Here is a 19,040-nt window from a genome sequence, read left to right as displayed (position 1 = left end):
GGTGGGCCGTGCGGGGATCACCAATGGGCGTCGCGCCAGCGCAGGGTGGCGGAGGCCCGGCGGTCCGGGGTGGTGTCGTCGGAGCGGAAGGCGAGCTCCGTGGCGCCCGGCGGCAGAAGGAACAGCTGCTCGGGTACGGACACGGGGGACGCGGTGTACAGCCGGGAGGTGGTGCCGTTGAGCAGGACCGTGCCCGAGTCGGTGTCCACGGTGAGTACGTCCTGCGGGCCCAGCACGATGTCGTACTGGAGCCGTCGGCCATCGGCGAGCCGGGTCAGTGCGGGGCGCCGCAGCGGGCCGCGGAACTCGATCACCGGGTGGGCGGCAGCCGCGCCGCCGTTCACGGCCGTGCAGGTGCCCGCGGCACCGGCCGACCCCCACTCCAGCGGCCACGCGAGCCCCATACCGGCGATCCCGGGCGCGTCCGGCCAGTCCAGGCCCGGCTCCATGACGGGCAGCGAGGCCTGCGCCTCCCGGAGCACGGCCCCGAACCGGCGCGGGTCGGTCGCGGTCCACTGGAGACTGGTCCGGGACGCGCCGTGCACCACGTAGGACCGGTCCTGCGGTACGACGCGGCGGCTGACCCGGGCCCGTACGGCGAGCGTCTCGCCGTGCAGCCGCACGGCCAGCCACTGCTCGCCGCCGTCCGCGCCGGTGGCGGCACGGAAGGCGGAGACGACGCCCGGGGTCTGCCCGGCCGTCCGGGGAAGCAGCCAGACGGAAGCGCCGACGAGCCGGGGCTGCGCCCAGCGGGCGCCGGGCCAGGCGCCGTGCTGGTCGGGGCGGGTGATGTCGCCGGTGTCGAGCACCGGGAGGTCGTCCCAGCCGGTGAGGCCGGTGCGGTCGATCTCGTAGGGCGTGCCCGGGCCCATCAGCAGTCCGGCCCACTGGATCTGCCCGTCGCGGGTGATCAGTGAGCCGGGTGCGGTCTCTGTGGCGTATGTGGTTGTGGTCTCGGCCATGAGGGGCCGTCACCTCGCTTCAGTCGTGGGGCGGTGGGGTGCTCATGCCACGGCCCCGTGCAGGAAGAGCAGATCGGTGGCGACGGCGAGCGGGCCGTTGCCCTCGGTCGCGTGGTACGTGCGCAGCCGTGAGCGGTCCGACGGGCTGGTGGGGCGCGTGGTGTGCGGCGCGCTTTCGGCGGGACGCAGCCGGCTCAGGGCGGACAGCGGCAGCACGGCGGACGCGGTGCCCGGTCCGGCGGGGCGGACGATGCCGCCCTCGGCGAGCTCGGGGATCCTGGGCAGGTCGACCCCGAACTTCTTGCCGAAGAAGCTGAAGCTGAGCTTGTTGAGGCCGTCGACGACCCAGTTGGCGAAGGAGATCAGCGCCTTGACCGGCCCGGTGACGGCTGCCATGACGCCCTGCATGCCGGTGCTGATGAAGCGGCCGATGCCGTCCAGGGTCCGGGACATGGCGTCCTTGACCCGGGTGAACATGCCGGGGATCTTCTTCGTGATCCAGTCCAGGACGGGCTGGATGACCGTGCGGAACCCGCTCCAGGCGCGGCGGATGAGGCCGGACACCGCGTGGGTGGCCGAGGTGACGGCGGACCGCGCGCCGCCGAAGTCCCTGGAGAGGAGTGCGCCGACGACGGCGAGGACCGCCGTGACGACCGCGAAGGCGGCCTTGAAGTAGGCAGAGATGACGGTGGCGTACGCCTTGAGGACGGGGCCGAGGAACTTCCCGATGGTCTGGAAGGCCTTGAGGACCTGGTCGAAGACCTGCTTCATGATCTTCTGGCCGGTCTGCGAGTTGAGCGCGTACTCGATCAGGTAGCCGGCCAGCGGGCTCACCAGGCCGAGGACGAACCCGAGCGGATTGGCGCGCATGGCGATGTTGACGCCGGTCATCGCGCCGGAGGCGACGGTGGTCGCGCCACCGAACAGGCCCATGAGCGCGGACACCGTGCCGGAGCCCTTGCCGAGGACGCCGACGACTCCGCTGAACAGGCCGGCCTCGGTGGCGATGGAGTTGAGTGGCGCGAGGGTGGTGCGGGCCTTGGCGGAGCCGGTACGGAGCTGGGTCGCCGTACGGCCGGCGGTGCGGCCCGCCTTGGTGAGGGACTTGCCGGCCGCGTCCGCCCCGGTCCTCAGCTGCCGGAGCTGCGTCACCGCAGCGTCGGCGGAGCCCTTGATCCGGCCGGCGGCGGCCTGGGCCCTGCCGAGGCCCTGCGCGGTGGCCCGTACGGACTGTGCGGCGCTCTTGACACGGCCGCGGAAGGAGGCCAGCGCTCCTGCCGCTTCCGCGAACGGGTCGGCGCCGATCGCCGCGGTACTCATCCGCGCGCCTTGGACAGGAACAGCAGGGCGGCGGCCGTCTCCTGGAGGTCGGCGGTGGACGCCTCGTAGTAGTTCTCGATCTGGAAGCCGGAGACCGCACCGGCCGTGGCGTTGACCGAGTCCGCCCTGGCCCGGCGGGCGGTGTGCTGGAGCAGCCGGTCCAGCTTGGACAGCGGCAGCACGGCCTCGGCCTCGCCGGCCTCGGCGACGATGGCGTGCACACCGCCGTTGCGCGGTGCCACGATGCCGCCGGCCGCCAGCTGCGGGATCTTCGGCAGGCTGATGCCGAAGGTCTTGCCGCCGACACCGGGGACCCAGCCCGGGATCGAGACCTTGATGCGGTTGAGCTTGTCGATCGCGGAGTTGATGAGCCGGATGACGGAGTTGATCGGGCCCTTCACCGCTCCCGTGATCTTGTCGAAGGCCCGTTTCGCGATGCCCTGCAGCCCGCCCCAGATGCTGGACAGTTTCTCCTTGACCTTGCTGAAGGCCTGGGGGATGACGTCACGGATCCAGTTGACGACCGGCGAGATGATCTTCTTGATGCCGTTCCAGACGCTGGAGATCACCGACTTGACGGCGTTCATCACCGTCGTGATGATCTTCTTCCAGGCGTTGAAGTAGGTCGTGATGACGGTGGCGACGGCCTTGATGACGACGGTGATCGCCTTTTTGATGCCGTCCCAGACCGTCTTGATCAGCGCGCCGGCCTTCTTCATGATCGGCCCGACGGCCTTCATGACCGAGCTGATGACCTTCTTGATCGCGTCGAAGGCGACCTTGAGGACCTTCTGCATGGTCTTCGACCGGGTGGCCATCTCGACCACCTTCTCGACCAGCGGGGCGAGCAGGGAGAGCAACTGGCCGACGAGGTTGCCCTTCATCGACTTGTTGAGCCCCTTCATGCCCTTGGACGCCTTGTCGGCCCCGGACTTGAACTTGCCGACCTGGGTGCCGCTCTTCTGACCGGTCGTGCCGGCCTTGGACATCGAGCGCTCGGCCTTGTCGGCGGACTGCTGGATCCTGGCGAGCTCGCGGGCGGAGCCCTGGGCGGAGCTCTTGAGCTTCTTGAGGCCGGTGTCACCGGTCCCGGCTCCGGAGGCCAGGGACTTCACCGATTTCCCGGCACTGTCCGCCTGCGAACGGAGCTGCGCGAGAGCGGTGGAGGACTTGCCGACGGCTTGCGTCAGACTCATTCGGAATCTCCCTTGATCCGCGATGGTTCGGGCCCGGGGGGCCGTTCATCAGGCGAACGCCGCGGTGAGTTCGTTGACGGCGCTGCGCAGGACCTTGACGTCGCTGGCGATCCCGCGAGCCAGGGGGCGGCTCCGGTGATCGATTCCCTGGTTCGTCTTGTTGTTGGGGTCGGCACGCAGCCGGTCCTGTTCCTGCTGAGCGGCGCTTCCGGCCCGTCTGATCGCGTCCTTTATCTTCTGGACGTCCTGGTCGATGTCCTTGATCTTCTCTATGTAGTCCTTGTGGTCCTCCAGGAGCTTTTCGTTCTCCTCCTTCGTCTTTCTGGCCGCTTTCTGGTGCTCGGATTCGATCTTCTTCTGAATCTTTGTGATGAGTCCTTGAGTGAGTTTCCATTCCCGGGTGGCCCCGAGGATCGTCAGCCCCTTCTCGTCGATCTTGAAGGCCGATACGCCGATCGTGAGAGCTGTGAGGCTGGCGGCGACTCCGGTCAGGCCCGCAGTCACGGCGGCGATGGTGTTGCTGACCCCCGCGAAGGTGTTCGAGAGGCCGCTCTGTGTGGTGCGGAGTGACCGATAGGAACTCTGGAGTTTCGTGATATCGGTACGGCCTGATTCGATATCTTTCTCTGCTTGGGCAAGGTCCCTGTCCAGCGCGGCAATATCTCTGGTCATGATCTCCTCGCAATTACCTTGGAGTGCTAGGATCCCCGCATGAGTCCTGAAGGTCCTCGTGTCGTTCTCGTTGCACCGATATCGCAGGAGCGGTATTTCGTGCCCCGGCAGAAGCGTTCGATCGCGTGGTACGCAGAGCGTTCCCTCGCGGTCGCCGACAAGTTCACTCCTGGTGCGGGAGTCGAGATCCTCCTCTACGGAACCGGCCACGGCGGGCCGGCTGTCGCCCGTACGGAATTGAATGCGCAGTCCCGTTCGGATTGGGTCCAGGAATGGGCTACCAGGCCGAACATGCGACGAGGTCTGCTCACGGACGCTTTTCCGCGCAGCCGCGTCGAAGAGTTCTTCGACCTGACCCACGAGTCATTGATCAGGTCCAAACCCCTGCCGGCCGCGGAGCTCGTCGTGAAGCATGCGGAAGCCGCAGGCGATGTGCCCACCCTGGTGATCTTCTGGCTGGACGGCAGGAGCCAGGCCAGGGAGATCCTTGAACTCATTCACGCATCCCGGACCGAGAACATCTTCTGGCAGTTCTTCGGGGACGAATCGGTCGTCAATTCGCTATGGCGTGAAGAGAAGGTCCACAAAGGGGAATTCCTTCCCCATGTCTCCTTCCACTTCAACACGAGCTGGGGTGTACGGAAGATCAGCAAGGCGTTCTCACGCTGGTATTCCGCACAGAACGCCTGAGCCCTTCCGCGGCGGTTCCCGAACACGCCTGGCGCGTGCCGGGCTCAGGCGAAGAACCGCATGAGTTCGCCGCGGTCGGGTGTCTCCGGCGGCGGGGGGTCCGGGGCGGAGGCATCAGGTGGTACGTCGGTGCCGCCCGGCCTCGGCACCGGCACCGGCGGCTCGGGCGGGTCGGAGTCCTCGTCCGTGTTGACGGAGGCGAACATCCAGTTGGCGGCGGCGAGATGGTCCACGGCGGCGGCCAGGAGGTAGTCGGTCACCGTCCAGTCGGCGCCTTCCCCGTGGAGCTCCTGGGCGACGGCGCTGTCGCGTGGCATGTGCTTGACCAGCACCGCGAGCCGGCGGCTGGTCAGCCGGCCGCGGTGCCAGTCGAGCAGGTCCACGCCGAAGTGCCGCAGCAGATCGGCCTCCAGAGCCTCGGCGTGTTCTTCCGCGAACGCGTCGAGGCTCAGCCTTCCCCCAGGCCGAGCCCGGTCTCCTTGCCGTACGCCTCCAGGATCGCGGCGATGTCCTGCATGGTGATGTCGTACCGCTCGAAGCGCGCGAACTGCTCGTCGCCCAGCAGGAGTTTCAGCAGGCCGTCGATGTCGTTGTCGTCGAGGGAGCGGAGCGCCCTGGCGGTGGAGCGGCTCAGTTCGGTGGGCAGTTCGAAGGTGTCGTCGTCCAGGTCGAAGGACCAGGAACGGCCGAGCGCCTCCATGCGCTGGGCGCGGGCCGCGCCGACGTCGAAGGAAGCCATGGGTGGCGATTCTCCTTGTGCAGAGGGATGAGCAGAGGGATGAAGGGGGTGCCGGGCGGGGCCGGAACGGACCGGCCCCGCCCGGCGGGGATCACGCGCCGGCCGGCACCGTGTAGGCGGCGTCCTTCATCACGAAGGTGGCGAGCGCCTGGTCATTGCCCGGGGAGAGCGCGGTGAAGGTGACACCGAGCATCGCGGCGGCCTTGCGGGCGAGCTTGATGTCGTCGGTGGCCGTCACCTGGCCGCGCGGGATGACGAAGCGGTAGGTGACCGCCGTGCCGTCGGTGAACTCCAGGCCGAGCGCACGCTCGTCGAAGGTCGGGCCGTCCGGCACGTCGAACTGGACGATGTCCGGCTTGGTCGCGTCCCTGCGGATGTCTCCCGCCGCGCCGCCGAGGAAGAACGGCAGCGTGTCCTCGTTGAACTGGAGCATCGAGAACTTCAGCGTCAGGTCGCGGTCCGCGTAGATGAACCGGGCCGGGCTGATCGACTGCCACGTCTCGACCGGGTCCAGCTTGTCCTTCTTCGAGAAGGTCACCCCGTCCGTGGAGGTGTAGCCGAGGTCCGTCCACTCCGTGCCCCAGTCGGCCGACGGGTCGTCGGTGAAGGCGGCCGGGAGCGGGGCGTTGATGTCCGCGACGAGGACGCGTCCGGTGCCGGCTACGCGGATCTCGGACGAGTTGTTGCCTGCCATGGATGACTCCTTTGGATGGATTTCCGTGGGTGGTGGTGCCTGCCGTGGATACGGCGAAGGCCCCGCCGGTGGCGAGGCCTTGTCTGTGGGGGCGCGGGATCGCGCCGGGCGGTGGTGCCGGGTCAGCCGATGCGCAGCGAGAGCCGCAGCACCGTGAGGTAGCGGTTGGCCGCCGGGTACAGGTACTCGGGCAGCCAGCGCGGCCCGTCGGCCTCGACCACGTCGGTGACCACGACGTTCGTGCCGTACGTCCGGCCGGCCGCCGCGAGCAGCTCGGCGCGGGCGGCGTTGGCGAGACGGTGCGCGGTCACCTTGTCGGGGCCGTAGGCCTCCAGTTCGATGAGCGGCTGGTCGAGGTGGAGGTCGTCGATCCAGGCGCCGCCGCGCCGGGAGACGATCACCGCCGGCTGGGTGCCGTCGAAGCCCGGCGGCGGGGTCTCGTCCACGACCGCGTCCGCGAGGTCCGGGCGGTCGGAGAGGAGCTCCACGACGATGGCCTCCACGTCGGGGAAGGTGCTCGGGGATGAGCTCATGACGGGGCGTCAACTCCTGTTCGCTGCTGCTGGCTTGTTGGCGACGGATGTACAGGTACGGCAACGGCGGGGCTGCGCCCCGGAGGGAAGGTGGGCGCAGCTCCGCCGCTGCACCAACTGTGACGCATAACGTGCGTGCGCGCAACCACCTAGTGCGAGGTTGCAATCCTGAGGGTCGGCGCAACTCCCGCATGGGTGGGGGTGAGTGCGTTAGTCTGCGGCTATCGAACAGGTATTCGAAAGGTGGCGGTTTCTGAAGCCCGGAGCGCCGTTACTGGGCGTGCGGAACGAGGAAGTGGAACAGGTGTGGACGGGAGCGCGATGGTGATCAGTGCCCAGGAACGGCTGGCCGATGTCATGGCCGCCGTGGTCGAAGTGGCCGCGGAGTCGGGGGAGTCGGGTACGTACACCGCCGACGTCGCCCGGACGCTGGCCGCCGTCGTCGGCAAGGTCGGGGCGAGGATCGCCGTGGAGGCGGAGACACGGGGGTTCCGCAGCGGCTGGGGCGAGGCGGTGGCTCTGACCTCCGGGGGTACGGGGGAGAGCGCCCAGGTGTTCCGCATGTAGGGCCCGTGCTCGGGGCCGGGGGCGGATGCGGACACGCGGGTAGGGGCGCCCCGGACGCGGACGCGGGCGCGGGGCCGGGCGCGGGCGCGCGGGCCGGGCCGGGCCGGGGTGCGGGCGCGGAGGCGCGGGCACGGGTCGGGGCACGGGTGGGAGCGGCGGCCCGGGCGCGGATACGGGCAGGGGCTTGGGGCGGGCAGGGAAAAGGGAGGGGCGGCCCGCGCGGGGCCGCCCCTCCCTCTGTCCTTTCCTCGTCCTTGCCTCGTCCTGTCCTCAGCCGGCCGTACGGGGCTTCCTCCGCGCCGCCCGCTCCGCCGCGAAGACGTCCTCCAGCCGGAACAGCTGGGCCCGGCCCCGCTTTCCCGCAGGCGTCAGGCGCCCCAGCTGGACCCACTTGCGGATCGTCGCCGGTGTCACGCCCGCCTCGTCGGCGGCCAGCGCTCCCGTGAGGAGGGTCGTCGCCGTCATCGGCGCACCTCGCGGTCCGCGGTGTCCGCCGTCGAGTCCGTCAGCTCCGCGAGATCCCCGCCGGACTCCGCGGCCAGCCGCACCCAGGCGCTCTCGCTCCAGGCGTGCCGGTGGGCCGGGTCCGTCCGGCAGTCGCAGTCCTGAGCGGTGCACCGGCACGCCGGGTTGACGCACAGCACCGCCCGCCGGGCCGGGAAGGCGCGCAGGGAGACCGAGTCGCACCACGGGCAGCGGCCTCGGACCCGTACGACCGGTTCGGCCGCGCCCAGCGCGCGTGTGCAGCGTCGCGCCATTCGGCGGGCCTCGTCCCGGATGTGGGACGTGAGCAGGGCGTCCCCGGCCGCCTGTCCGAGCAGCGTGGCGACGCGGAGCAGCCGGTCGGTCACCTGGGCGCGGCGTGGGCGTGGCAGGCGGAGCCGGTCGTGCACCGCCTCGTCGAGCTCCACCACGCCGTCGGTGATGTCGCGGATGGCATCGGAGACGTGCAGGCGCAGGGGTGCGGTGGTGGGGCCGGACGGGGTGAGGCCGTGCAGCTGCTCGGCCCGCAGCGCTTCCTGCCGCTCGGCGAGGGTACGGGCCGCCGGGGCGGAGGGCCTGGCGAGGTCCGGCGGCGGTGCGCTGGAGGAATGGCGGGACGGCGCCAGCTCGACCAGCAGCTCGGGGAACTGCCGCAGCAGCAGTTCGATCCAGAGCAGGGCCTCACGGGTGGTCCTCTCGGCCTTCTCGTCTTCGGTGCGCGCGGTCATGGGCGATCCCTTCTCCCCGGACGCAATTCGTTGCGTATCCGCACAGTCGCATGTTGCGTGCTCGCACGCAAGGATATTGGCCCGCAGAACACGCCCTTATGTCAACAGAATCCTCACAAACGAGACGGTGCCCGAGGGTAATTCCGTGCGCGCAAGCGCGATACGCTGAAGTTCGCTTCGGAGGGAGGCGACCGCTCATGACCACAGGCGAACTCGACCGCTTCGCGACCTGGATCGAGGAGCTCATCCGGCGGCGCGGCTTCGACATCGACAGCCCGCGCGGTGGCGGGAAATCGCGTCTCGCCGACGAGGCCGGAGTCCATCGGGCGGCCATCACCCGGCTGCTCCAGCGCCAGAGCATGCCAGACCTGGAGACCACGCGACGGCTGGCCCAGGTGCTCCAGGTCCCGGTGCGCGACATGCTCATCCAGTCCGGCCGTCTCACCGAGGAGGACCTGCCGCTGCCGTCGATGGGCCGGGCCGCCCCGGGCGAGCGGCGCCTCACACTGGAGGAGGCGGCCGACGGGCTCGGCATCGCGGCGGACCAGCGGGAGATGTTCATCAGGATCGCCGGCCAGTTCCTGCCCTCGGAACCGGTGGCGGCCGCCGGGCGCAGGGCGCCGCTCGCCTCCGACTGACCCACGGACGTCTCCGGGCCCGTGTCGCGGCCCGGGACGCGGTTCATGAGCCGCCTCCGGCGGGGGCTGTCGGGCAGCGGGTCGTCCGGCAGCGCACTCTCCGGCGGCGGCCCGCCTCCGGCGAACCGCTGCACTGTCCGGCGGCGGCCCGCCTCCGGCAAACCGCCCCCGGCGCAGGCCCGTAAGCTGGGTCGGCCTGTCCCCCCGCTCCAGCAGGCATACGCACAGCGGTGACGCGAGGCGTACCCGCACGCGGCGCGCCCATGCCCGCGCCGGTGTGCGGTTCGGGCCGGAGAACGGGGGCGCGTGTGGCCGGGCGGAAAGAGCGACCACGGATTCCCGCCGAAGAGCCCGCCGCCGAGGGAGCCGCCGCAGGCGTACCCGTGAGCACGCCGGTGAACGCACCCGTGAACGCATCAGCCGCGGGCTCCGTCGCCGAGGGCGTGCCCCCCGCCGACTCCCCCGCCGAGGACCTCGCTCCCGCCGGCCGAAGCGCGGGCACGGACTCACTGCCCGCCGACGGGCCGGACACGCTGTCCGGGCTCCTCGCCGCACTCGGCCGCCATCTCGAAAGCCACGCACCGGACGAAGTCGTGGTGCTGCTGCGGGAGGAGATGGAGCGACGCGAACTGCGCGCCTACTCCAGCGGCTGGCGCGATGCCGCCGCCCACTACGAGCCCGCGCTCCAGGAGGCGAGGGCCGCGGGCGGCCGCGCGTTGAAGCTGGTGAGGGGAGCGTCCGGGCAGGCGGCCGTCATACCTCTCCGGCAGCAGAGCGGCAACAATGCGGGCGGCGACGCGGCCGACCGCGGCACGGCCGGACGTCGTGGGGACGGCCACGCCGCGACCCGTCGCACGGACGAAGCGCCCGGGGAGGACAATGGGGTGCGGGCGCGTCCCGACCGGACCGGGCCGACGGCCGCCGATGAGCGCGGCGACAGATCCCCGGCTCCGGCCCTGGTCCCGAAAAGCCGCAGTTCCCGGGTCCCCACGATCCCCCGGCTGCGCCCGCCGTCACGCAGGCCCGGCACGGACGCGGCCCCCGTCACTCCCGACGGGGAGTCCCTGTGATCCGGGACACGGCATCGCGTGCCTGATGGGCGCGGCCGGCGGTCCGCCCGCGCGAGGGCCGCCCCCAGGGCATTTGTTTTGACCGGAGTCGACGAGGTGGGTACGCTCAGACCTTGTGCCTGGGGTGTGCCTGGGCTCGTGTGCGTGTCCTCAACCGCATGGCGAGTCCGTCTTTGGCCACCGCGATCTGTGCTTCCACTGCTCCAGGGGAGTGGCCCGCAGTATCCGACACACCCGACCGCGTGGGTCGGAGGCGTTCCAGGTTAGTTACAACGACGGCACACAGAAACCGGAGAAGTAGTGCCTACGATTCAGCAGCTGGTCCGGAAGGGCCGGCAGGACAAGGTCGAGAAGAACAAGACGCCCGCGCTCGAGGGTTCGCCCCAGCGCCGCGGCGTCTGCACGCGTGTGTTCACGACCACCCCGAAGAAGCCGAACTCCGCGCTCCGGAAGGTCGCACGTGTGCGTCTGACCTCCGGCATCGAGGTCACGGCCTACATCCCGGGTGAGGGACACAACCTGCAGGAGCACTCCATCGTGCTCGTGCGTGGTGGCCGTGTGAAGGACCTGCCGGGTGTTCGTTACAAGATCATCCGCGGCTCGCTCGACACCCAGGGTGTCAAGAACCGCAAGCAGGCCCGCAGCCGCTACGGCGCCAAGAAGGAGAAGTAAGAATGCCTCGTAAGGGCCCCGCCCCGAAGCGCCCGGTCATCATCGACCCGGTCTACAGCTCTCCTCTTGTCACCTCGCTGATCAACAAGATCCTCCTCGACGGCAAGCGTTCCACCGCCGAGCGGATCGTGTACGGCGCCATGGAAGGCCTCCGCGAGAAGACCGGCGCCGACCCGGTCATCACGCTGAAGCGCGCGCTTGAGAACGTCAAGCCCTCGCTCGAGGTCAAGTCCCGCCGTGTCGGTGGCGCCACCTACCAGGTGCCGATCGAGGTCAAGCCCGGTCGTGCCGCCACCCTCTCGCTGCGCTGGATCGTGGGTTACTCCCGCGCCCGTCGTGAGAAGACGATGACCGAGCGCCTCATGAACGAGCTGCTCGACGCCTCCAACGGTCTTGGCGCTGCTGTCAAGAAGCGTGAGGACACCCACAAGATGGCCGAGTCCAACAAGGCCTTCGCGCACTACCGCTGGTAGTCGCTTACCCCATCGAGACCGAGAGAAGATTGAGCCTTATGGCCACCACTTCGCTTGACCTGGCCAAGGTCCGCAACATCGGGATCATGGCCCACATCGACGCGGGCAAGACGACCACCACTGAGCGGATCCTCTTCTACACCGGCGTTTCGTACAAGATCGGTGAAGTCCACGACGGCGCAGCCACGATGGACTGGATGGAGCAGGAGCAGGAGCGCGGCATCACGATCACGTCCGCCGCGACGACCTGTCACTGGCCGCTCAATGATGTTGACCACACCATCAACATCATCGACACCCCGGGTCACGTCGACTTCACCGTCGAGGTGGAGCGTTCGCTCCGCGTCCTCGACGGTGCCGTCACCGTGTTCGACGGTGTTGCCGGCGTCGAGCCGCAGTCCGAGACCGTGTGGCGTCAGGCGGACCGCTACGGCGTGCCGCGTATCTGCTTCGTCAACAAGCTCGACCGCACCGGTGCCGACTTCTTCCGTTGTGTCGACATGATCGTCGCGCGCCTCGGCGCCGTCCCGATCGTCATGCAGCTCCCCATCGGCGCCGAGGCGGACTTCACGGGCGTCGTCGACCTCGTGTCGATGAAGGCCTTCGTGTACCCCGAAGAGGCCGCCAAGGGCGAGATGTACAACGTCGTCGAGATCCCGGACAACCTGAAGGAGGCCGCCGAGGAATGGCGCGGCAAGCTCCTTGAGGCCGTCTCGGAGAACGACGACGCCATGATGGAGCTGTACCTGGAGGGTGAGGAGCCCACTCAGGAGCAGCTGCACGAGGCCATCCGCCGGATCACCCTCGCGTCGAAGGGTTCCGCGGACTCCGTCACGGTCACCCCGGTGTTCTGTGGCACCGCGTTCAAGAACAAGGGCGTTCAGCCCCTGCTCGACGCGGTCGTCCGCTACCTGCCTTCGCCCCTGGACGTCGAGGCCATCGAGGGCCACGACGTCAAGGACCCGGAGAAGGTCATCTCGCGCAAGCCTTCGGACGACGAGCCGTTCTCCGGCCTGGCGTTCAAGATCGCGAGCGACCCGCACCTCGGCAAGCTCACCTTCGTCCGGATCTACTCCGGTCGCCTTGAGGCCGGCACCGCGGTGCTGAACTCGGTCAAGGGCAAGAAGGAGCGCATCGGCAAGATCTACCGCATGCACGCGAACAAGCGTGAGGAGATCGCGTCGGTGGGCGCCGGTGACATCATCGCCGTCATGGGCCTGAAGCAGACCACCACCGGTGAGACGCTGTGTGACGACAAGAACCCGGTCATCCTGGAGTCCATGGACTTCCCGGCGCCGGTCATTCAGGTCGCCATCGAGCCCAAGTCCAAGGGTGACCAGGAGAAGCTGGGTGTCGCCATCCAGCGCCTCTCCGAGGAGGACCCGTCCTTCCAGGTGCACTCCGACGAGGAGACCGGCCAGACCATCATCGGTGGTATGGGCGAGCTTCACCTCGAGGTGCTCGTCGACCGCATGAAGCGCGAGTTCCGCGTCGAGGCGAACGTCGGCAAGCCGCAGGTCGCGTACCGCGAGACGATCCGTAAGGCCGTCGAGCGCATCGACTTCACGCACAAGAAGCAGACTGGTGGTACCGGCCAGTTCGCGAAGGTGCAGATCGCCATCGAGCCCATCGAGGGTGGCGACGCGTCCTACGAGTTCGTCAACAAGGTCACCGGTGGCCGCATCCCCCGTGAGTACATCCCCTCGGTGGACGCGGGTGCCCAGGAAGCCATGCAGTTCGGCATCCTGGCCGGTTACGAGATGGTCGGCGTCCGCGTCACCCTTCTCGACGGTGGTTACCACGAGGTCGACTCCTCGGAGCTGGCCTTCAAGATCGCCGGTTCGCAGGCGTTCAAGGAGGGTGCCCGCAAGGCGTCCCCCGTGCTCCTTGAGCCGATGATGGCCGTCGAGGTCACCACGCCCGAGGACTACATGGGCGATGTCATCGGCGACCTCAACTCCCGCCGTGGCCAGATCCAGGCCATGGAGGAGCGCAGCGGCGCTCGCGTCGTGAAGGGCCTCGTGCCCCTCTCGGAGATGTTCGGCTACGTCGGAGACCTCCGCAGCAAGACCTCGGGTCGCGCAAGCTACTCGATGCAGTTCGACTCCTACGCCGAGGTTCCGCGGAACGTCGCCGAGGAGATCATCGCGAAGGCCAAGGGCGAGTAACTCACCGAGTTGACGCTTTAGGCTTATCACCGGAGCCTGGTGGGGCATTTGATGCGGCGCGCAAGCAATGCGTCGAATGCCCCCGGCCCCGGCATCCCAGCAAAGATCACCTGGCGCCGATGAAGCAAGGCGTACAGAACCACTCCGCAGGAGGACCCAGTGGCGAAGGCAAAGTTCGAGCGGACTAAGCCGCACGTCAACATCGGCACCATCGGTCACATCGACCACGGTAAGACGACCCTCACGGCCGCCATTACCAAGGTGCTGCACGACGCGTACCCGGACCTGAACGAGGCCTCGGCCTTCGACCAGATCGACAAGGCTCCCGAAGAGCGCCAGCGCGGTATCACCATCTCCATCGCGCACGTCGAGTACCAGACGGAGTCGCGTCACTACGCGCACGTCGACTGCCCGGGTCACGCCGACTACATCAAGAACATGATCACGGGTGCGGCGCAGATGGACGGCGCCATCCTCGTTGTCGCCGCCACCGACGGCCCGATGCCGCAGACCAAGGAGCACGTGCTCCTGGCCCGCCAGGTCGGCGTTCCGTACATCGTCGTCGCCCTGAACAAGGCCGACATGGTGGACGACGAGGAGATCCTGGAGCTCGTCGAGCTCGAGGTCCGTGAGCTCCTCTCCGAGTACGAGTTCCCGGGCGACGACCTTCCGGTCGTCAAGGTCTCGGCGCTCAAGGCTCTTGAGGGCGACAAGGAGTGGGGCCAGACCGTCCTCGACCTGATGAAGGCCGTCGACGAGTCCATCCCGCAGCCCGAGCGTGACGTCGAGAAGCCGTTCCTGATGCCGATCGAGGACGTCTTCACGATCACCGGCCGTGGCACCGTCGTCACCGGTCGTATCGAGCGTGGTGTCCTCAAGGTCAACGAGACCGTCGACATCGTCGGTATCAAGACCGAGAAGACCACCACCACGGTCACCGGTATCGAGATGTTCCGCAAGCTGCTCGACGAGGGCCAGGCCGGTGAGAACGTCGGTCTGCTCCTCCGTGGCATCAAGCGCGAGGACGTCGAGCGCGGCCAGGTCATCATCAAGCCGGGTTCGGTTACGCCGCACACCGACTTCCAGGCCCAGGCCTACATCCTGTCGAAGGACGAGGGTGGCCGTCACACCCCCTTCTTCAACAACTACCGCCCGCAGTTCTACTTCCGTACCACGGACGTGACGGGCGTTGTGACCCTTCCCGAGGGCACCGAGATGGTCATGCCGGGTGACAACACCCTCATGGACGTCGCGCTGATCCAGCCGGTCGCCATGGAAGAGGGCCTGAAGTTCGCCATCCGTGAGGGTGGCCGGACCGTGGGCGCCGGCCAGGTCACCAAGATCCTCAAGTAAGTCCTTGAGCGTCTGACCTGGTAGCTCCGCACAAGAGCACCGAGAAGGGCCCCGTCCTGCCGCGCAAGCGGTGGGGCGGGGCCCTTCTGTGTTTCTCAGACGGTGGGTACGGGCGGGCGGCGCACCATGAACACGTCGACCGGGTCCTCGCGTTCCGTGGTGAACCCGTGCCGCTCGTAGAGCCGCCGGGCCGCGCTGCCCTGGAGCACGTTGAGGCGGACCGGGGCCCCTTCGGCGTCGGTACGGTCCAGCAGGGCGCTCAGGACGGCCGAGCCGATGCCCCGCCCCTGGAGGTCCTCGTCGATGAAGAAGCTCTCCAGGCACTGACCGTCCTCGAAGGGGCGGAGCGTGACACTGCCGGCGAAACGGCCGTCGACGAGGATCACCGAGGTGTACTCGGGCAGATAGGAGTCGCGCAGCCGCCGGCGCACCCGGTGTTCGTCGTAGCGGCCGAGGCGGACCAGGTCCGGGCGCATCACGACGGCCCGGATCTCGACTATGGCCTCAAGGTCGTCGGGGGTGGCGGGGCGCAGGGCCCAGGCCTGAGTGGTACGTACACGCATGGTGGGAGTCTGTCAGGGGGCGGGTGCCGGTTCTCCGGGTGGTGGCGGCGGGGGCGGCGGTCCCCGGCGGGGTGCACGGGGGCGTGTCCTTCACCGTTCCGTCGGCAGGCCGCTGAGGAACGGAGCGAGCCGGTCGGCGATGATCCGGTCGTCGCGAGCCGAGGTGTGCCCGTCGCATCCGAGGAAGTCCAGGTCCGACAGATCGAGGAACCAGTAGTGGACCCCGCTGTCGCCGGCGGCGTTGCGCGCCTCGACCACCTGTCGCACATGCTCGGCGTTGCGGTCGAAGCCGACGGCCACGAGCGCGGTGCCGGCGCCGTAGCGCGTCCGCAGTTCCCGGAGGAACTCGTCGTAGGCGGTGCGGTAGGCGTCCGCGAGGCTGTCGTGCGTCCACGGTTCACCGGGGGCGAGGTCGGTGAAGTCGTTGGAGCCGAGGTTGACCACCACGATCTGGGGGCGCCAGGTCCCCGGGTTCTGCCAGACGTCGCCGTCCACGTTCAGCAGGGCGCGGTCGTAGTAGGTCCGGTACGTGACGTCCGGGGTGATGCCGGCGACGTTGCGCACCATGCCGAGGCCGGAGAAGCCGTTGATCTGGTAATCGGCGTCCAGTTGGCGGGCGGTGAGGGCGCCGTGGCTCACGTCGGTGTTGGTGGTCCGCTTGAGCTGCTCCGGATCGCAGTCGCGGGTGCCCGAGACATTGCCGTAGCCCACCGTGATGGAGTCCCCGATGAACTCGATCTGACGGTCCCGGGGCGCCGGCTTGCTCAGCACGGCGCCCCCGGGCGCGGCGACGAAGCCTCCGAACGTGCTGATGTCCCCAGGGGTCTCGTTGCGTTTGACGACCCGGACCGTGTGTTCGCCGTCCCGCAGTCCGTTGACCCAGTGCGTGGTGTCGCCGGGGGTGACCAGGGTGGCGAGGGTGGTCCCGTCCACCTGGACGTCGTAGTCGGCGGCCGAGCAGTCGAGCACCACCCCGAGTCCGGTCCCGCGGACGCGGCCCTCGAAGTACACCCCGGGCCAGCTGAACTGGAGTGCCTTCCCCAGGTCCTTGACCCGCCCCGTGGTGTGCACCTGCTCCGTCACCGCGGGAGTCGCCGGCCGGCGACTCCCGCGCCCCGGCTGCCCCGGGTTCCTGTCTCTCAAAGTCATCTGTGTGCCATCTCTCCGGCCCTGTGGCGCATCGGTGGGTCACGGCTGAACGTCCGGCATTCCACCCCTGAATGTCAATCAATTTGAAGAGGTGAAATGGGTCAACAGGCCCTAAAAGTGGGCTACTTGGCGCCTGTGGCGTGGACCGTGCGCGCCAGTTGTCGGCTGCGCGTGGCCGTGCTGGACGGCGCGCGGAGCCGTGCCGGGCCGGGGCCTGGCATGAAGGCGCACGGGTGGAGGGTGTCGCCGCACGTGGCGCCTTACGTAAGGCGCATATCTGGCAAAGTGGACGCATGTGTCACTACTGCGGTTGCCGTGAGATCCCGCTCATCAAGGAGTTCATCGCGGAGCACGAGTCCGTCACCGACGTGGCGGGCGGTGCCCTGCGCGCCCTGGACTCCGGCGACCGGGGCCTCGCCGCGGAGCTGGTGGCACGGATGGAGCGGGAACTGCGAGCCCACTGGCAGGGTGAGGAGCAGGGGCTCTTCGCGATGATGGGCGGCGACGCGGAGTACGCCGGCTACATCGACGCACTGGTGCGGGAACACCGTGAACTCGCCGCGTTCCTCGGCCGGGTCGATCTGAACCGCGCCGAGGACGTCGTACAGCTGCGGGAGGCGGTCGACGAGCTGTACCACCACATCGCGAAAGAGGAGGACGGACTGTTCCCGGCCTCGCTCACCGCACTGTCCGGGGACGAGTGGGACCTCTCGATGAGGGCCTGGCGCGCCGCCCATCCGGACGCCCCCGGGCAGCTCGGCCGATAGCGTGCGAACCAGGGAAAGACCCCGGGCGATGTCGGGTCGTCAGCGTGCGAACCGTGGGCAAGCCCCAGGGGGCGCACGCCCGGTCAGGGTCCGTGCGACAGGTCGGACAGGCGCACGCCGTGCAGCACGCGCAGACGCCGCAGCTGCCAGTAGGCCAGGAGGACCAGCGTCAGCGGCCCGGTGAGGCAGACGACCAGGCGCACCGGCATCGAGACCCGGTCGTACATCGGGTCTCCGATGGTGGGCAGGGTCAGGCAGAGCATGAAGAACGTCGGCAGCAGGGCCGGCAGGCAGTCGTTGACGTCGGCACTGCGCCCTCCGTTGAGGATGAGCAGCAGCAGGCCGTACAGGCCGAAGAGACCCAGCCACAGGCCGCAGACGGCGGTCACGGGGGAGTGGGGCGGCCAGTCGGAGAGGCTGGTCTGCATGAAGACCATCCAGGATGCGCAGGTGAGGACGTAGGCGAGGAGCGGGCCGCGCCACAGCTTGGTCGCGGCCCACTTCCGGCCTTTGGGCGCCATCGCCACCGCGAAACCGCAGACGTTGAAGATGATCAACATGGCGCCGGCCGTGTACGCGAAGCTCTGCCAGAACCGCCCGGGGATCTCGCTCGCGGGCACGAGTCCGAGGACCAGCCAGGCGGCGACGGTCAGGGCGACACCGAGCGCACCACGCCAGATCTGTGCCCTGCCGATCGCGCGGTCCCTGACCCGGTCGGGGCGGGTCGGCGAGCAGAGGCGGTGCGCGGTGATCACCGGCAGCAGCCAGCCCAGCCACCACAGGACGCCGCGCCGCGCCCGGGGCACGAGGCGGAAGACGGGTGCGGGGGTCGGCCGGGGCCGTGTCCCTGGTGGCGGCACAACCGGAGGTCTCGTACCTGGCTCCGCCATCGCTGCCCCCCGTGGCCGGTGTCGGCACAACTGTAGGGAAACGCGGACTCGGCGTCACCAGTGCTTACCCCGGCAGGACGGGGACCTCGGGTGGTAGCGGGGCAGCGGGCGGGCGCTCCCCCGTCGCCGTCGGAGGGCGTGGCCGGTCAGTGGTCCTTGGTGAAGACTTCCTCGGCGGTGGTGGCGGTGGCGGCGCGTTCGAGCCAGCGGTCGAGCAGGTGGGAGTCGGCGCAGGCGGTGATCTTCTGGCGGAGCTCGTCGGTGAGGGCGATGCCGCGTGCGTCGACGATCAGCAGGAGGCTCTTTGCCCGGGCTTCTGCCTGGGCTTCTGCTCGGCCCTGGGCTCGGCCTTGGGCTCGGCCCTGGGCTCGGCCTTCGTCCCGGATTTCTTCGGACATGAAGGATGTGTAGAAAGAGGTATCCACGGCCACCAGGTTCCTCCACTGTTGTGCGGCCGGGCGGTTGCCCAGGCCTTGTGCGGTGAGTTCGGCGATGGGTTCGGCGACGTTGTCGGGTACGTCGCGGAGTGCGGCGGAGAGTGTTTTCAGTATGGCATCGACGTCCGGATTGTCGGCGTGTGTGATGGCGGCGAGGGTGGCGAGTGCGAGGTCTTTGCGGGCTTCGGCGACGTTGGTGATGACGGGCATGTTGTGGGGTCCGGCGACGAGTGGGTTGAGGGTGAGGGTGGGCCATTGGGGGAGGCCGATGGTGAT

At 68.9% G+C, this 19,040-nt stretch carries 22 protein-coding genes and 1 pseudogene; 9 read left to right on the top strand and 14 right to left on the bottom strand.

Annotated elements, in window-relative coordinates:
* Positions 1–17: 17 nt before the first annotated feature.
* Genes ACZ4LX_RS29710 through ACZ4LX_RS29695 form a run of 4 tightly spaced genes read right to left on the bottom strand, consistent with a single transcriptional unit; the run spans position 18 to position 4,150 of the window.
* Positions 18–962 (bottom strand): phage distal tail protein, encoded by a 945-nt coding sequence (locus ACZ4LX_RS29710; protein WP_467649939.1) that lies wholly within the window; start codon positions 960–962, stop codon positions 18–20.
* A gap of 42 nt (positions 963–1,004) precedes the next feature.
* Positions 1,005–2,282: a tape-measure protein gene (locus tag ACZ4LX_RS29705; RefSeq protein WP_467649940.1), complete on the bottom strand. Its 1,278-nt coding sequence runs from the start codon at positions 2,280–2,282 to the stop codon at positions 1,005–1,007.
* The gene (locus ACZ4LX_RS29700; protein ID WP_467649941.1) at positions 2,279–3,478 is read right to left on the bottom strand and encodes a phage tail protein; all 1,200 of its coding nucleotides are present in this window, start codon (positions 3,476–3,478) and stop codon (positions 2,279–2,281) included. Before ACZ4LX_RS29700 ends, ACZ4LX_RS29705 begins: the two co-directional genes overlap by 4 nt.
* Positions 3,479–3,526: 48 nt before the next feature.
* Complete coding sequence (locus ACZ4LX_RS29695; protein ID WP_467649942.1) at positions 3,527–4,150, bottom strand: hypothetical protein; 624 nt, start codon at positions 4,148–4,150, stop codon at positions 3,527–3,529.
* A gap of 39 nt (positions 4,151–4,189) precedes the next feature.
* On the opposite strand from ACZ4LX_RS29695, the gene ACZ4LX_RS29690 reads away from it, so the two are divergent.
* Complete coding sequence (locus ACZ4LX_RS29690) at positions 4,190–4,840, top strand: VWA domain-containing protein (protein WP_467649943.1); 651 nt, start codon at positions 4,190–4,192, stop codon at positions 4,838–4,840.
* A gap of 44 nt (positions 4,841–4,884) precedes the next feature.
* On the opposite strand, the gene ACZ4LX_RS29685 is transcribed toward ACZ4LX_RS29690, so the two are convergent.
* The 4 genes from ACZ4LX_RS29685 to ACZ4LX_RS29670 all read right to left on the bottom strand — a co-directional run bounded on the left by ACZ4LX_RS29685 (position 4,885) and on the right by ACZ4LX_RS29670 (position 6,806).
* Positions 4,885–5,223 carry a hypothetical protein gene (locus tag ACZ4LX_RS29685; RefSeq protein WP_467649944.1) on the bottom strand — a complete coding sequence of 113 codons (339 nt, stop codon included), beginning with the start codon at positions 5,221–5,223 and terminating at the stop codon, positions 4,885–4,887.
* Between the two features lie 65 nt (positions 5,224–5,288).
* Positions 5,289–5,579, bottom strand: coding sequence for a hypothetical protein (locus ACZ4LX_RS29680; protein WP_467649945.1), 291 nt, complete (start codon positions 5,577–5,579; stop codon positions 5,289–5,291).
* Between the two features lie 91 nt (positions 5,580–5,670).
* Positions 5,671–6,273, bottom strand: a complete 603-nt coding sequence (locus ACZ4LX_RS29675) for a phage tail tube protein (RefSeq protein WP_467649946.1) — start codon at positions 6,271–6,273, stop codon at positions 5,671–5,673.
* 122 nt (positions 6,274–6,395) lie between these two features.
* Positions 6,396–6,806, bottom strand: coding sequence for a hypothetical protein (locus ACZ4LX_RS29670; RefSeq protein WP_467649947.1), 411 nt, complete (start codon positions 6,804–6,806; stop codon positions 6,396–6,398).
* Positions 6,807–7,112: 306 nt separating this feature from the next.
* Between ACZ4LX_RS29670 and ACZ4LX_RS29665 the strand changes: the two genes are divergently transcribed.
* Complete coding sequence (locus tag ACZ4LX_RS29665) at positions 7,113–7,373, top strand: hypothetical protein (RefSeq protein ID WP_467649948.1); 261 nt, start codon at positions 7,113–7,115, stop codon at positions 7,371–7,373.
* A gap of 270 nt (positions 7,374–7,643) precedes the next feature.
* Here the strand turns inward: ACZ4LX_RS29665 and ACZ4LX_RS29660 are convergent, their stop codons facing one another.
* Complete coding sequence (locus ACZ4LX_RS29660) at positions 7,644–7,838, bottom strand: hypothetical protein (protein WP_467649949.1); 195 nt, start codon at positions 7,836–7,838, stop codon at positions 7,644–7,646.
* Positions 7,835–8,584, bottom strand: a complete 750-nt coding sequence (locus ACZ4LX_RS29655) for a hypothetical protein (protein WP_467649950.1) — start codon at positions 8,582–8,584, stop codon at positions 7,835–7,837. Before ACZ4LX_RS29655 ends, ACZ4LX_RS29660 begins: the two co-directional genes overlap by 4 nt.
* Positions 8,585–8,781: 197 nt before the next feature.
* On the opposite strand from ACZ4LX_RS29655, the gene ACZ4LX_RS29650 reads away from it, so the two are divergent.
* The 6 genes from ACZ4LX_RS29650 to tuf all read left to right on the top strand — a co-directional run bounded on the left by ACZ4LX_RS29650 (position 8,782) and on the right by tuf (position 14,958).
* Entirely contained in the window at positions 8,782–9,222 is a 441-nt protein-coding gene (locus ACZ4LX_RS29650; protein WP_467649951.1) for a helix-turn-helix domain-containing protein, read from the top strand.
* Positions 9,223–9,629: 407 nt separating this feature from the next.
* Positions 9,630–10,292, top strand: a complete 663-nt coding sequence (locus tag ACZ4LX_RS29645; protein ID WP_467649952.1) for a hypothetical protein — start codon at positions 9,630–9,632, stop codon at positions 10,290–10,292.
* 300 nt (positions 10,293–10,592) lie between these two features.
* The gene (gene rpsL, locus ACZ4LX_RS29640; protein WP_003948652.1) at positions 10,593–10,964 is read left to right on the top strand and encodes a 30S ribosomal protein S12; all 372 of its coding nucleotides are present in this window, start codon (positions 10,593–10,595) and stop codon (positions 10,962–10,964) included.
* 2 nt (positions 10,965–10,966) lie between these two features.
* Positions 10,967–11,437 (top strand): 30S ribosomal protein S7, encoded by a 471-nt coding sequence (gene rpsG / locus ACZ4LX_RS29635; RefSeq protein WP_014154599.1) that lies wholly within the window; start codon positions 10,967–10,969, stop codon positions 11,435–11,437.
* 38 nt (positions 11,438–11,475) lie between these two features.
* A complete protein-coding gene (fusA, locus tag ACZ4LX_RS29630; protein WP_467649953.1) occupies positions 11,476–13,605 on the top strand; it encodes an elongation factor G in 2,130 nt (709 codons plus the stop codon).
* Between the two features lie 159 nt (positions 13,606–13,764).
* Positions 13,765–14,958, top strand: coding sequence for an elongation factor Tu (tuf, locus tag ACZ4LX_RS29625; protein ID WP_148020219.1), 1,194 nt, complete (start codon positions 13,765–13,767; stop codon positions 14,956–14,958).
* Positions 14,959–15,053: 95 nt separating this feature from the next.
* Here the strand turns inward: tuf and ACZ4LX_RS29620 are convergent, their stop codons facing one another.
* Both ACZ4LX_RS29620 and ACZ4LX_RS29615 read right to left on the bottom strand, forming a co-directional pair.
* Positions 15,054–15,521, bottom strand: a complete 468-nt coding sequence (locus ACZ4LX_RS29620) for a GNAT family N-acetyltransferase (RefSeq protein WP_467649954.1) — start codon at positions 15,519–15,521, stop codon at positions 15,054–15,056.
* 90 nt (positions 15,522–15,611) lie between these two features.
* Positions 15,612–16,604: an SGNH/GDSL hydrolase family protein gene (locus tag ACZ4LX_RS29615; RefSeq protein ID WP_467649955.1), complete on the bottom strand. Its 993-nt coding sequence runs from the start codon at positions 16,602–16,604 to the stop codon at positions 15,612–15,614.
* A 359-nt stretch (positions 16,605–16,963) separates the two neighbouring features.
* On the opposite strand from ACZ4LX_RS29615, the gene ACZ4LX_RS29610 reads away from it, so the two are divergent.
* A complete protein-coding gene (locus tag ACZ4LX_RS29610) occupies positions 16,964–17,437 on the top strand; it encodes a hemerythrin domain-containing protein (RefSeq protein ID WP_467649956.1) in 474 nt (157 codons plus the stop codon).
* An 83-nt stretch (positions 17,438–17,520) separates the two neighbouring features.
* Here the strand turns inward: ACZ4LX_RS29610 and ACZ4LX_RS29605 are convergent, their stop codons facing one another.
* Together ACZ4LX_RS29605 and ACZ4LX_RS29600 are read right to left on the bottom strand one after the other, a co-directional pair.
* On the bottom strand, positions 17,521–18,243 hold the full coding sequence (locus ACZ4LX_RS29605; RefSeq protein ID WP_467649957.1) for a hypothetical protein: 723 nt from the start codon (positions 18,241–18,243) through the stop codon (positions 17,521–17,523).
* Between the two features lie 230 nt (positions 18,244–18,473).
* Positions 18,474–19,040: pseudogene (locus tag ACZ4LX_RS29600) on the bottom strand (hypothetical protein); the annotation flags it as partial.

The sequence above is a fragment of the Streptomyces sp. NPDC026062 genome (assembly GCF_055568375.1).
Note: the sequence above shows the minus strand (reverse complement) of the source record. Positions and strands in the feature narration are given on the sequence as shown.